Genomic DNA, 12,240 nt, shown 5'->3' with positions numbered 1-12,240 from the left:
TTTCAGAAGCCTATTGGTACGGCTGAAGGGATTCGAACCCCCGACCTACTGGTTCGTAGCCAGTCACTCTATCCAACTGAGCTACAGCCGCATATCGCTTTGCTGGCGATTTTTACAACCGCTCGCTGACGACTTGATTATAATATCACAGGAAGAGATAGAATGCAAGAGGAAATTTCAAATTTCCCGAAAAAATTTCCTCCGGGGATAGGAGGACAAAAAGAGACGCGGCTCTGCCGCGTCTCAAGTCATATCCTGATAAAAGCATCCCGCTGGGACACTGTGATTTTGGTCTGTCATCCCCGCAGAGAGCGATTGCCGCTCTGCGGGGAGACAGTGTAGGTTCCTGGAAAAAAGAGAGGGAGGAGGTCAGTTGTATGGGTTCCTGACGATGATAAGGATACCACATCCGGCTGGAAAGTGATGGACAGATTACGAACGGGGCGTGAACAAATTATGAATGATAAAATCCGCTCCGATTCGCCGGGCTCACGGGTCCAGAATATCGTACAGACTGTTGAGCACCCGCCAGTTCTGGGGAAAGGCCCGCATCAGGTTCCAGTAGCCCACGCCGCTCAGGCCGTACCGGGGCACAAGGGCCAGCTTGGCCCGGATGCTGCGGGCGTCCTCAAACCAGACCTGGTGGACGGCGCCGGCCTCGTCGGTGTATTGGAAGAAAGGGGACTGGGCCTGTGGGGAGTACTGGATCTCTGCGCCGTACTGGACCGCCAGGGCCACCGCCTCCTGGCTGGAGATGGATTTGGCCCGGCTCTCTCCCTGGACAAAGGGGAGCGTCCAGTCATAGCCGTAGTTGGGGATGCCCAGCCACAGCTTTTTCGCCGGGATCTCCGTCAGGGCGTACTCCACCACCTGCCGCACGTTGGGCAGCGGCGCCACCGCCATGGGCGGGCCGTAGGTGTAGCCCCACTCATAGGTCATGAGAAACGCCCGGTCTACGGCCTGGCCGATGGCGCGGTAGTTGTGGCCCTCGTAGAGGAGCCCCTCCTGCTCGGCGGAGGTCTTGGGGGCCAGCGCGGCGACGACCAGGCAGCCCATGGGGTTGAATCTGTGGGACAGTCGGGCCAGAAAGTCCGCATAGGCGCCCGCGTCCTGGGCGGGTACAAACTCGAAGTCCACGTCCAGCCCCCGATAGCCCTGCTCCTGCACAGTCCGCTCCAGATTGTCGATCAGCGCATCCTGCACGGCCATATCGCGGAGCACCAGGCCGGCCAGTTGGTTGGAGAAGCTGCCGTCCTCCGTCAGGGTGGAGAGGTGGAGCAGCGGGGCGGCGCCGCCCTGGAGCGCCGCGGCGGTCAGCTGGCTGTCGTCGGGCGGGATCAGCCCGCCCTGAGGGGTGATGCCGTAGGTAAAGGGCGTCAGGTAGGTGAGGTAGGGGAGAAGGGACTGAAGCTCGCTCTGTCCGATGAAGGGATAGGCATAGCCGTTGACGGTGAGGGCGCCCAGTTTCTCGCCCTGGAAGGCGATGACCAGGGTCTGGCCGGGGTAGATGAGGGAGCCGCCGCCCACAACCGGGTTGTTGCGCAGCAACTGCCGGAGAGAGATGCCGTACCGACCGGCGATGGCGGAGAGGGTCTCGCCAGGGCGGACGGTGTGGGTCAGCCGGGGAAACTGCACCACCAGCGCCTGCCCCACTGCCAGGCGGTAGGGAGGGGCCAGGCCGTTGTCAATGGCGAGCAAGGAGAGCGGGACGCCGTAAGTGGAGGAGATGGAGAAAAGGGTGTCGCCGGGGGCGACCACATGGATTACCATGGCGCGGCCTCCCGCTCAGGAGAGCAGGGTGATGAAGTCGCTGCTGGCGTATCCCACCACGCCGTCAAACCGCACCAGATACCAGCCCTGCCACTGGTTCACCACAGTGAGCCGGGTGCCGTCGTAGGCCTTGGCGATGACCTGGCCGGAGGTATCCGGGCGGCTGCGGATATTGAGATAGCCCCAGTTGACATCCACGACACCCTGCCGGGGCGGGATCGGGATGAGGAAGGGGATGCCGAAGTACTCGGTGAGGGAGAGAACCAGATTGCGGGCGATGGATTCCAGGTTGTTCTTCACCCAGGCGGCGTCGTCCGGGTTGTCGTGGTAGCCCAGCTCCAGGAAGACCGCCGGAGCTCTGACCCGGCGCACTTCGCCGATGGAGGTGGTGCCCTCTGCCCGGACGTTGTTGGGAAGGGGGTAGATGGTCTTCAGATTGTCGGCCATGATGACCGCCGCCCGCTTTCCCCTGGGCGAGGTGGGGTAGTAGAAGACAATAATGCCCCTGATCTGGCCGTACTGCCCGTCAGGGGCGGCGTTGGAGTGGAGGGCCAGATGGAGGTCGTACTGTCCGGCGTTGGAGGCGGTGATGGAGGACGCGGCGGTCATGTCCGGCGTGTTGCGGGTGAACTGGATGCCGCTGGAGACGAGATAGGGCTCCATGGCGTCGGCCAGGCGGTTCATCCACTCCTCTTCCGTGCCGCCGTTGACGTAGAGGTTGTTCTCCTGGGTGGAGGGGGAGAGATAGATTTTGGGCATGGGGATACCTCCTTTTTGCCATATCCTATGCAGAGAAGGGCGCAGGTGCCAGTGAAGCGGAGAAATCCAGACACCACGCAGGGTGTAAAGGAGAAAGAAAAACAGGAAAACAGAAGTTTTTCTTGCATTTTGGAAAAGCCTGTGATATCATATTTCAGTCTCAATAAAGGGTGGTCCTCTGCCGCTGCCGGGAACTGTGCCTGGCGACAGAAAGCGGGCATGAACGCCTATAAACTAGGAGGAAATTATAATGGATCTCATGAAGGCATTTACCGAGAAGCACCTCAAGGCCGAGCCCCCCAAGTGCGAAGTGGGCGACACCGTCCGCGTGTCCATCAAGGTCAAGGAAGGCAACCGCGAGCGTACCCAGGTGTTCGAGGGTACCGTGATTGCCAAGAAGCACGGCGGCATTGAGGAGACTGTCACGGTTCGCCGTGTCTCCTATGGCGTTGGCGTGGAGAAGGTTTTCCCCATCCATGCTCCCTCCACCGAGAAGATCGAGGTCGTCCGTCACGGCAAGGTCCGCCGTGCCAAGCTCTACTACCTGCGCGACCGCGTGGGCAAGAGCGCCAAGATCAAGGAGAAGCTCTAATCCAGAACCGCAGAAGGGGAGCCGCCGGGAGGCGGCTCCCCATTTGCATTCTTATAAAACAAACCGGACAGGGTTCCATTTTCCGGTAGAGTTGTGTATAATGAAATCCACTGGGCGAAGCACCCCGGATAGAGGAAGCAGAGTCTGCGGCCGCAGAAGCGCACCTTTGGCGGCCTGAGAAATACGGAGGAAATAAGATGGATATTCAGTGGTTTCCCGGCCATATGAAAAAGACACAGCGGATGATCGCCGAGAACCTGAAGTACGTGGACATTGTGGCCGAGGTGATCGACGCCCGCATCCCTGTCTCCAGCCGCAACCCGGACATTGACACCCTGGTGGGGGAGAAGCCCCGCCTCATCGTGCTCAACCGGGCCGACCAGGCCGACCCTGCGGGCAACCGCCTGTGGGGGGACTGGTTCAGGGGCAAGGGCTGGTCCGTGCTGGAGACCGACGCCAAGGAGGGGAAAGGGATCAACCAGTTCTCTCCCGTGGTCAAGGAGGTCCTGAAGGACAAGATCCAGCAGTGGCAGGCCAAGGGCCAGGTGGGGCGGCTCATCCGCGCCATGATCGTGGGCGTGCCCAACGTGGGCAAGTCCACCTTTATCAATAAGGTAGCCCGCCGGAAGTCGGCCAAGGCCAGCGACAAGCCGGGCGTCACCCGGGGCAAGCAGTGGGTGGCGGTGGATTCCGGCCTGGACCTGCTGGACACGCCGGGTATCCTGTGGCCCAAGTTTGAGGACCCCCAGACCGGCCTCCATCTGGCCTTTACCGGCGCGGTGAAGGACGAGATCATGGACACCGAGACCCTGGCCTGCCACCTGATGGAGGAGCTGGCGGCCGCCTATCCCGCCGCCCTGACGGAGCGCTACAAGGTGGCGGTGCCGGAGCGGGGCGAGGAGGAGGGCCTTGCCTACGGCTATGCCCTCCTGGAGCAGGCGGCCCGGAAGCGTGGATTCCTCATTTCCGGCGGCGAGCCGGACACGGAGCGGATGGGAAAGGTGCTGCTGGATGAGTTCCGCGCTGGAAAGCTAGGACGCTTTACACTGGAGAAACCCCAGACGGTTGCGGAGGAAGCAGAATGAAGCAGACGGTGCAGGTTGACCTGTGGGAGATCGAACGCGCCTGCAAGGAGCGGGGGTACCGGCTCATCTGCGGCGCCGATGAGGCGGGGGCGGGCCCCCTGGCCGGTCCGGTGTACGCCGGAGCGGTGATCCTCCCTGAAGGCCTGATTCTGGATGGGCTGAACGACTCCAAAAAGGTGACCCCCAAGCGGCGGGACCGGCTCTTTGATGAGATCAGGGAGAAGGCAGCGGCCTGGGCGGTGGCGTCGGTGGACGAGAAGGAGATTGACGCCATCAACATCCTCAACGCCCGCATGAAGGCCATGGAGCTGGCCATTCAGGCCCTGGACCCCGCGCCGGACTACGCCCTGATCGACGGAAACCGGGACAATGGCATCACCATCGCCCACGAGACCGTGGTCAAGGGAGACGGGCGGAGCGCCAATATCGCCGCTGCATCCATCCTGGCCAAGGTGAGCCGGGACCGCTACATGGAGGAGATGGCGAAGCTGTACCCGGAGTATGAGTTCGAGCGGCACAAGGGCTACGGCACCAAGCGGCACTTTGAGCTGCTGATGAAATACGGTCCCTGCCCGATCCATAGAAAGAGTTTTCTGAAAAAGCCGGAGGCCGCTCAGGACAATAACTGAATAGCAGAAAAGCTTTACAGCAAAAAGAGGAGAGAGGGCGTATGAACACCAGCCTGCTGGGCCGCTGGGGGGAGTCCCTGGTGGCGGAAGAGCTGCGGCGGAGGGGCTGCCGGGTGGTGGCCTCGGGATACCGGACCCGCTTCGGGGAGATCGATCTCATTGCGGAGGACGGCCCGTATCTCCTCTTTGTAGAGGTCAAGCTGCGCAAAAGCGACCGCTTCGCCCCCGGCCGGGCCGCTGTGGACCGGGGCAAGCAGGCGCGCCTGCGCACCACAGCGGAGCTCTATCTGGCCCAGAACCCCACAGAGCGGCAGCCCCGGTTTGACGTGGCGGAGGTCTATGCCCCCCAGGGGACGGCCACGGCCCAGCCCCGCATCATCTATCTTGAGAACGCATTTTAGTCCGTCCCGCCAGCCGGGACGGAGAGGGAAGTGATTCCAACGGAGCGAGTATGCCTGTTTGACGGCCACTGCGACACCATCTCCCGCTGCCTGGTATCAGGCGGCGGCCTGCGCAGAAGCGAGGGCCATCTGGACCTGGAGCGGACAGCGGCCTTTGGGCCCTACGCCCAGTTCTTTGCCATCTTTGGCGACACCGCTGACGGAGCAGAGCTACCGCCGTGGCAGCTGTTTCAGGCGGAATACGCCGTTTTCCGACGGGAGATGGCGGCCAACCGCGACTTTGCAGTGCACTGTCGCACGGCTAAGGAGGCGGACGCCGCCTTCCGGGCGGGGAAGTGCGCCGCTTTTCTCTCGGTGGAGGGGGCGGAACTGCTGGACTGCGACCTGGAGAAGCTGGATGAGGCCTATCGCCTGGGGGTCCGGGCGGTGAACATCACCTGGAACCACGCCAACGTCCTGTCCGGGTCCAACGCGGAGGAGAAGGACAGGGGGCTGTCGGAGCGGGGCAAGGCGTTCGTCCGCCGGATGGACCGGTTGGGCATGCTGGTGGACGTGTCCCACCTGTCCGATCCCGGCTTCTGGGATGTGGCGGAGCTGTGTAAAGGTCCCTTCATTGCCAGTCATTCCAATGCCCGCGCCGTATTTTCTGTGCCAAGAAACTTGACCGACGGGCAATTTACTGCCATAATAGAACATCATGGTGTGGCAGGGCTGAATATGTTTGCCGACTTCCTGGGGGCCGACCCGGACTATGACACGGTCATCGCCCATCTGGAGCACTTCCTCTCCCTGGGGGGAGAGAAGAGCGTGTCCATCGGCGGGGACTGGGACGGGATCGCCAGAATGCCCCGGGGAATGTCCGGCATTCAGGATATGGCGGAACTGTACGAGCGGCTCCTGCGGCGCAATTATGCGGAAGCGCTGGTGCGCGATGTGTTCTTCAATAATCTGATGAGGGTTGTGAGTAAAGTATGTACTATGTGAGCACAAGAAACAAGCAGATGCGGCTTGCCGCTTCTCAGGCCATCGCACAGGGGCTTGCAGAGGACGGCGGTCTTCTGACCCCGGAGGTGTTTCCCAAGCTGTCCCAGAACGGACTGAAAACCCTCACGGATATGTCCTACCAGCAGCGGGCCGTGTACATCATGAAGCCCTATCTGGACGACTTTACCGCCTCTGAGCTGGCCGCCTATGCGGCCAAGGCCTACAGCAAGGACAAGTTCGACGTCCGCGAGGTGGCCCCTGTCCGCAAGGTGGACGACAATACTTACTGCCTGGAGCTGTGGCACGGCCCCACCTGTGCCTTCAAGGACATGGCGCTCCAGATGCTGCCCCATCTGCTGACCGCCTCCCTGAAGAAGAACGACGAGAAGAAGACGGCCTGCATCCTGGTGGCCACCTCCGGCGATACCGGCAAGGGCGCTCTGGAGGGCTTCCGGGACGTGGACGGCACCAAGATCCTGGTGTTCTACCCCAAGGACGGCGTCTCCGCCATCCAGGAGCTGCAGATGAACACCCAGGAGGGCGAGAACGTGGGCGTCTGCTCCGTGGTGGGCAACTTTGACGATGCCCAGACCGGCGTCAAGCGGCTGTTCTCCGACGAGAAGCTGCGCGCGGAGCTGGCGGAGCGGGGCTACTTCCTCTCCAGCGCCAACTCCATCAACTGGGGCCGGGTGCTGCCCCAGATCGTCTACTACGCCTCCGCCTACTGCGACCTGGTGCGGGAGGAGAAGATCACCCTGGGCGACCCGGTGAACGTCTGCGTGCCCACCGGCAACTTCGGCAATATCCTGGCCGCCTACTACGCCAAGCAGATGGGCGTGCCCATCCAGAAGCTGATCTGCGCGTCCAACAGCAACAACGTGCTGACCGACTTCCTGAACACCGGCGTGTACGACCGCAACCGGAAGTTCTACAACACCATGTCCCCCTCCATGGATATCCTCATCTCCTCCAACCTGGAGCGGATGCTCTTTGAGCTGAGCAACAACAACGACGAGGAAGTCCGGGGCTACATGGCCCAGCTGGCCGCCGGCGGCCGCTATGAGGTCAGCGAGGAGATCAAGAAGAAGATCGGCAAGTTCTTTGCCGCCGGCTACTGCGACGACGCCGAGACCCAGAAGGTCATCGCCAAGGTGTGGAACAAGTTCCACTACCTCATCGACCCCCACACTGCCGTGGCCTACGACGTGCTGGAGCAGTACCGCAGGGAGAGCGGGGATAACACCGCTGCCATCGTGGTGTCCACCGCCAGCCCCTTCAAGTTCTGCGACACGGTCCTGGGGGCCCTCGGCGTGACGGAACTGGCCTCCGGCACCGACATCATCGCCCAGCTGGCCAAGAAGACCGGCGTGAAGGCCCCCGCGCCTCTGGCCGGTCTGGCCGGCAAGGCCCTGCGGTTTGACAAGACCGTCACCAAGGACCACATGGTGGACGCGGTCCTGGATATGCTCCGCTGAAGAAAATTTTCCCTGGAGGTATGGCATGGCCCTTTACGCAATCGGAGATACCCACCTGTCCCTGGCCGTGGACAAGCCCATGGACGTGTTCGGCGGCAACTGGACGGGATATGTGGACAAGCTGAAGCGGGGCTTTGAGCGGGTGGGGCCGGAGGATACTGTGGTGCTCTGCGGGGATCTGTCCTGGGGGATGAGCCTCCAGCAGGCCAGAGAGGACTTTGCCTTCCTGGACGCCCTGCCCGGAAAGAAGAAGTATATTTTAAAGGGAAACCACGACTACTGGTGGACCACTGCCGCCAAGATGAACCGGTTTTTCACGGAGAACGGCTTTACCACCCTGAGCATCCTCCACAACAACTGCGGGGAGTACGGGGACGTGGCCCTCTGCGGCACCCGGGGCTGGTTCTACGAGGAGGACCAGAACGGACACAACGAGAAGGTGTTCAACCGGGAGCTCATCCGACTGGAGGCGTCCCTGAAGGCGGCGGGGGAACGGGAGAAGCTCTGCTTTCTCCACTATCCGCCCCGGTATCAGGGATACACCTGTCCTGAGATCATCGCGCTGCTGGAGCGGTACGGCGTGAAGCGCTGTTATTACGGCCATCTCCACGGCGGCAGCCACCGGCTGGCCATCGAGGGAAAGTGCGGCGGGGTGGAGTATCACCTGGTGTCGGCGGATTACCTGAACTTCGAGCCGCAAATAATCTGTGAATAATTCGAAAAAAGACTGGTAATTTAGAAAAATATCTGGTAGTATAAATCGGATAACGCAAATAGGCGCCCGGGTGAGCACAATTTTTGCCCCGGTGCTGACAGGAGGAAATAACAAGATGAATGTCAAAAGCGTAGAGAAGCAGGAGAAGAGCAAGGTTGAGCTCGTCATTGAGGTGAGCGGCGAGGAGTTCGAGGCCGCCATCGACAAGGTCTATAAGAAGCAGCGCGGCAAGATCGCTGTCCCCGGCTTCCGCAAGGGCCACGCCCCCCGCAAGATCATCGAGGGCATGTACGGCTCCGGCGTGTTCTACGAAGATGCCATCAATGAGATCTATCCCGAGGCCTACAGCCAGGCTGTGAAGCAGGAGAACCTGGACGTGGTGGCCTGGCCTGAGGTGGAGATCCTGGACGCCGGCAAGGACGGCTTCTCCTTCAAGGCTGTCGTCACCGTGCGCCCCGAGGTGAAGCTGGGCGAGTATAAGGGCCTCACCGCCCCCAAGGCCGAGGTCACCGTCACTGACGAGGACATCGACAACGAGCTCAAGCCCTACATCCAGCGGGATACCAGCCTGGTGACCGTGGAGCGTGAGGCTCAGCTGGGCGACACCGTGGTGCTGGACTTCGAGGGCTTTGACAACGGCGTGCCCTTCGCCGGCGGCAAGGCCGAGGGCCACAGCCTGGAGCTGGGCTCCGGCTCCTTCGTCCCCGGCTTCGAGGATCAGCTGGTGGGCATGAAGGCCGGAGAGGAGAAGGATATCGACATCACCTTCCCCGAGGACTATCACGCCGACCTGGCCGGCAAGCCCGTTGTCTTCCACGTGAAGATCAACGAGGTCAAGGAGAAGAAGGTCCCCACCGTGGACGACGAGTTCGCCAAGGACGTGTCCGAGTTCCAGACCCTGGCCGAGTTCAAGGCCGACCTGGGCAAGAAGCTGACTGAGCGCCGCGAGAAGCAGGCTCAGGACGACTATGAGAACGCCCTGCTGGAGCAGGCCGTGGAGAACATGGAGGTCGAGGTCCCCGAGGCCATGGTGGACTACCGCGCTGACCAGATGATGGACGACTATGCCCGCCGCATTACCTCCCAGGGCATCCCCTTTGACAACTACCTGCAGATGATGGGTATGACCAAGGAGGCCATGCGTGAGCAGGCCAAGGAGGGCGCCCTCCATCAGATCAAGGTGGAGCTGGCCCTGGCCGCCATCGCCGACGCGGAGAACATCGAGATCTCTGACGAGGAGAAGGAGGCCGAGTACAACCGCCTGGCCGAGCAGTATGGCATGAAGGCCGAGCAGGTGAAGTCCGCTGTGGCCGAGAGCGATCTGGTCAGCGAGCTGCGGACCAAGAAGGCCGCCGAGGTTGTCTACAACAGCGGCAAGGTGGGCGAGGCCAAGAAGGACGAGGCCGAGGGCGAGGAGAAGCCCAAGAAGAAGGCCGCTCCCCGCAAGAGAACCACCAAGAAGGCCGAGGCTGAGGAGCCCAAGGCTGAGGGCGAGGAGCCCAAGACCGAGGAATAAGATTCCAGCCGGCGGGTATACTTTAGCAGTATGACTGCCCGCCGTTTCTCCAGGGGCGTGTGTGCCCTGGGGTGAGATGGGAGCGGACGTGCCGGACGGGGAAGCAGACCTCTTCCCGCGTCCCTACATCCAACAAAGGAGATCATGAACCATGAGCTTAGTACCCTATGTAGTGGAGCAGACCAACCGTGGCGAGCGCTCCTACGACATCTTTTCCCGCCTGCTGAATGACCGCATTATCTTCCTGGGCGAGGAGGTCAACGCCACCACTGCCAGCCTGGTCGTGGCCCAGATGCTCTATCTGGAGGCCCAGGACCCGGACAAGGACATCCAGTTCTATATCAACAGCCCCGGCGGCTCCGTGACCGACGGCATGGCCATCTACGACACCATGCAGTACATCAAGTGCGATGTGTCCACCATCTGCATCGGCATGGCGGCCAGCATGGGCGCATTCCTGCTGTCCTCCGGTACCAAGGGCAAGCGTCTGGCGCTCCCCAACGCCGAGATTATGATTCATCAGCCCTCCGCCGGCACCCAGGGCCAGATTACCGACATGGCGATCCACCTCAAGCGCCTGGAGGTCATCAAGAAGCGGATGAACAAGATCCTGGCCGACAACACCGGCAAGCCGGTGGAAGTGGTCACGGCCGACTGTGAGCGCGACAACTTCATGTCCGCGGAGGAAGCCTGCGAGTATGGCCTGATCGACAAGGTCATCTACCAGAGATAACCCCCAAGACAGCGCGGGAGCATTCTGTGCCCCCGCGCTGTTCCAGCATTCCTTCGGCGGCGGCCCGCGGGCAGAATCCGCGGCAGATGCAGGCCGGGCAGGCTCCACCCGGCGCCGCCGCAATCGAACAGAGAGTCAAGAGGTAACAATATGGCAAAAAACGACGAAAAGAAATCGGTCCGCTGTTCCTTCTGCGGCAAGCATCAGGAGCAGGTGGCCCGCATCATCGCGGGACCCGGCGCCTATATCTGCAACGAGTGTGTCCATCTGTGCATGAGCATTCTGGACGACACCTATGACCCGGAGGAGCAGCAGACCAGCCCGGACATCCCCGACGTGATCCCCACGCCCCGAGAGATCCGGGATGTGCTGGACCAGTATATCATCGGCCAGGAGGACGCCAAGGTGGCCCTGTCGGTGGCGGTCTACAACCACTATAAGCGGATCTACTTCGGCGGCGGGGAGGACGTGGAGCTCCAGAAGAGCAACATTCTGCTGGTGGGTCCCACCGGCAGCGGCAAGACCCTCTTTGCCCAGACCCTGGCCCGGATTCTGAAGGTGCCCTTTGCCATTGCCGACGCCACCACTCTGACCGAGGCCGGCTACGTGGGCGACGACGTGGAGAACATCCTCCTGCGTCTGGTCCAGGCCGCCGACTTTGACATTGAGCTGGCCGAGCGCGGCATCATCTATATCGACGAGATGGACAAGATCGCCCGCAAGAGCGAGAATACCTCCATCACCCGCGATGTGTCCGGCGAAGGCGTCCAGCAGGCGCTGCTGAAGATCCTGGAGGGCACGGTGGCTAACGTCCCGCCCCAGGGCGGCCGCAAGCATCCCCACCAGGAGTTCATCCAGCTCAACACCAAGAACATCCTCTTCATCTGCGGCGGCGCCTTTGACGGTCTGGAGAAGATCATCGAGCAGCGGCAGGACCGGAAGACCATGGGCTTCGGCGCGGAGATCAAGAGCAAGAAGGAGATGGACCACTCCGCCGTGCTCAAGGACGTCCAGCCCCACGACCTCATCAAGTTCGGCATCATCCCCGAGCTGGTGGGCCGTCTGCCGGTGGTGACCACCCTGCGGGCCCTGAGCAAGGAGCAGCTGGTGCAGATCCTCACCGAGCCCAAGAACGCCCTGGTCAAGCAGTACGAAAAGCTGCTGGAGTACGATAACGTGGCCCTGCGCTTTGAGCCCGCGGCCCTGGAGGCCGCGGCCGACAAGGCCATTGAGCGGGAGATCGGCGCCCGCGGCCTGCGGGCCGTATTGGAGGAGAGCGTGACCCAGGTCATGTACGACGTGCCCTCCGACCCCACCATCACCGCCGTGACCATCACGGCGGACACCATCCGGAACCATGCCCAGCCCATCATTGAGCGGGACCCCAGCCGGACCGAGCGGCCCCGCCTTGGCGGCGCGGCCCTCCGTGCGGAGCGGGGCGGTATGCCGGCCCAGGGCAACGTGTCCTGAATTTGAAAAAAGCGTCTGGCCCGTCCTCACGGGGAGACAGCTGTAACATTTTGAGGGGCGGGGGATTGTGGCTCCCGCCCCTTTCGCATTCCCTGAGAAGGAAGTGAAATC

At 61.9% G+C, this 12,240-nt stretch carries 12 protein-coding genes and 1 tRNA gene; 10 read left to right on the top strand and 3 right to left on the bottom strand.

Features of this window, described 5'->3' with window-relative positions; all coding sequences use genetic code 11:
- Window positions 1-14: 14 nt before the first annotated feature.
- From WMO64_RS01565 to WMO64_RS01555, 3 genes are all read right to left on the bottom strand, one after another.
- Window positions 15-91 (bottom strand) — tRNA-Arg (locus tag WMO64_RS01565).
- Between the two features lie 398 nt (window positions 92-489).
- Window positions 490-1,770, bottom strand: a complete 1,281-nt coding sequence (locus tag WMO64_RS01560; RefSeq protein WP_349230779.1) for a glycoside hydrolase family 18 protein — start codon at window positions 1,768-1,770, stop codon at window positions 490-492.
- A gap of 15 nt (window positions 1,771-1,785) precedes the next feature.
- Complete coding sequence (locus WMO64_RS01555) at window positions 1,786-2,529, bottom strand: N-acetylmuramoyl-L-alanine amidase (protein WP_349230778.1); 744 nt, start codon at window positions 2,527-2,529, stop codon at window positions 1,786-1,788.
- A gap of 250 nt (window positions 2,530-2,779) precedes the next feature.
- On the opposite strand from WMO64_RS01555, the gene rplS reads away from it, so the two are divergent.
- The 10 genes from rplS (at window position 2,780) to clpX (ending at window position 12,129) form a co-directional block, all read left to right on the top strand.
- Window positions 2,780-3,121, top strand: coding sequence for a 50S ribosomal protein L19 (gene rplS / locus WMO64_RS01550; protein ID WP_294519148.1), 342 nt, complete (start codon window positions 2,780-2,782; stop codon window positions 3,119-3,121).
- A gap of 197 nt (window positions 3,122-3,318) precedes the next feature.
- On the top strand, window positions 3,319-4,206 hold the full coding sequence (gene ylqF / locus WMO64_RS01545; protein WP_349230777.1) for a ribosome biogenesis GTPase YlqF: 888 nt from the start codon (window positions 3,319-3,321) through the stop codon (window positions 4,204-4,206).
- A complete protein-coding gene (rnhB, locus tag WMO64_RS01540; protein WP_349230776.1) occupies window positions 4,203-4,835 on the top strand; it encodes a ribonuclease HII in 633 nt (210 codons plus the stop codon). The genes ylqF and rnhB overlap by 4 nt, the downstream gene beginning before the upstream one ends.
- 41 nt (window positions 4,836-4,876) lie before the next feature.
- Entirely contained in the window at window positions 4,877-5,236 is a 360-nt protein-coding gene (locus WMO64_RS01535) for a YraN family protein (RefSeq protein ID WP_349230775.1), read from the top strand.
- 30 nt (window positions 5,237-5,266) lie between these two features.
- Window positions 5,267-6,220: a dipeptidase gene (locus tag WMO64_RS01530; RefSeq protein WP_349230774.1), complete on the top strand. Its 954-nt coding sequence runs from the start codon at window positions 5,267-5,269 to the stop codon at window positions 6,218-6,220.
- Window positions 6,208-7,695, top strand: coding sequence for a threonine synthase (gene thrC / locus WMO64_RS01525; protein WP_349230773.1), 1,488 nt, complete (start codon window positions 6,208-6,210; stop codon window positions 7,693-7,695). Before WMO64_RS01530 ends, thrC begins: the two co-directional genes overlap by 13 nt.
- A 25-nt stretch (window positions 7,696-7,720) precedes the next feature.
- Window positions 7,721-8,410, top strand: coding sequence for a metallophosphoesterase (locus tag WMO64_RS01520; protein ID WP_294519166.1), 690 nt, complete (start codon window positions 7,721-7,723; stop codon window positions 8,408-8,410).
- A 115-nt stretch (window positions 8,411-8,525) separates the two neighbouring features.
- The gene (gene tig, locus WMO64_RS01515; RefSeq protein ID WP_349230772.1) at window positions 8,526-9,926 is read left to right on the top strand and encodes a trigger factor; all 1,401 of its coding nucleotides are present in this window, start codon (window positions 8,526-8,528) and stop codon (window positions 9,924-9,926) included.
- A gap of 151 nt (window positions 9,927-10,077) precedes the next feature.
- Window positions 10,078-10,659: an ATP-dependent Clp endopeptidase proteolytic subunit ClpP gene (gene clpP, locus WMO64_RS01510; protein ID WP_006572465.1), complete on the top strand. Its 582-nt coding sequence runs from the start codon at window positions 10,078-10,080 to the stop codon at window positions 10,657-10,659.
- Between the two features lie 150 nt (window positions 10,660-10,809).
- The gene (gene clpX, locus WMO64_RS01505; RefSeq protein ID WP_294519172.1) at window positions 10,810-12,129 is read left to right on the top strand and encodes an ATP-dependent Clp protease ATP-binding subunit ClpX; all 1,320 of its coding nucleotides are present in this window, start codon (window positions 10,810-10,812) and stop codon (window positions 12,127-12,129) included.
- The last annotated feature ends 111 nt before the right edge of the window (window positions 12,130-12,240 follow it).

Source organism: Pseudoflavonifractor intestinihominis, from assembly GCF_040096055.1.
Classification (GTDB): Bacteria; Bacillota; Clostridia; order Oscillospirales; family Oscillospiraceae; genus Pseudoflavonifractor; species Pseudoflavonifractor intestinihominis.
This window is presented reverse-complemented; position numbering and strand designations above follow the sequence as displayed.

What these genes read in the sequence shown, in the direction of transcription:
- WMO64_RS01560 (WP_349230779.1), bottom strand. Translation starts at nt 1,770, where the DNA reads ATGGTAATCCATGTGGTCGCCCCCGGCGACACCCTTTTCTCCATCTCC.
- WMO64_RS01555 (WP_349230778.1), bottom strand. Translation starts at nt 2,529, where the DNA reads ATGCCCAAAATCTATCTCTCCCCCTCCACCCAGGAGAACAACCTCTAC.
- rplS (WP_294519148.1), top strand. Translation starts at nt 2,780, where the DNA reads ATGGATCTCATGAAGGCATTTACCGAGAAGCACCTCAAGGCCGAGCCC.
- ylqF (WP_349230777.1), top strand. Translation starts at nt 3,319, where the DNA reads ATGGATATTCAGTGGTTTCCCGGCCATATGAAAAAGACACAGCGGATG.
- rnhB (WP_349230776.1), top strand. Translation starts at nt 4,203, where the DNA reads ATGAAGCAGACGGTGCAGGTTGACCTGTGGGAGATCGAACGCGCCTGC.
- WMO64_RS01535 (WP_349230775.1), top strand. Translation starts at nt 4,877, where the DNA reads ATGAACACCAGCCTGCTGGGCCGCTGGGGGGAGTCCCTGGTGGCGGAA.
- thrC (WP_349230773.1), top strand. Translation starts at nt 6,208, where the DNA reads ATGTACTATGTGAGCACAAGAAACAAGCAGATGCGGCTTGCCGCTTCT.
- WMO64_RS01520 (WP_294519166.1), top strand. Translation starts at nt 7,721, where the DNA reads ATGGCCCTTTACGCAATCGGAGATACCCACCTGTCCCTGGCCGTGGAC.
- tig (WP_349230772.1), top strand. Translation starts at nt 8,526, where the DNA reads ATGAATGTCAAAAGCGTAGAGAAGCAGGAGAAGAGCAAGGTTGAGCTC.
- clpP (WP_006572465.1), top strand. Translation starts at nt 10,078, where the DNA reads ATGAGCTTAGTACCCTATGTAGTGGAGCAGACCAACCGTGGCGAGCGC.
- clpX (WP_294519172.1), top strand. Translation starts at nt 10,810, where the DNA reads ATGGCAAAAAACGACGAAAAGAAATCGGTCCGCTGTTCCTTCTGCGGC.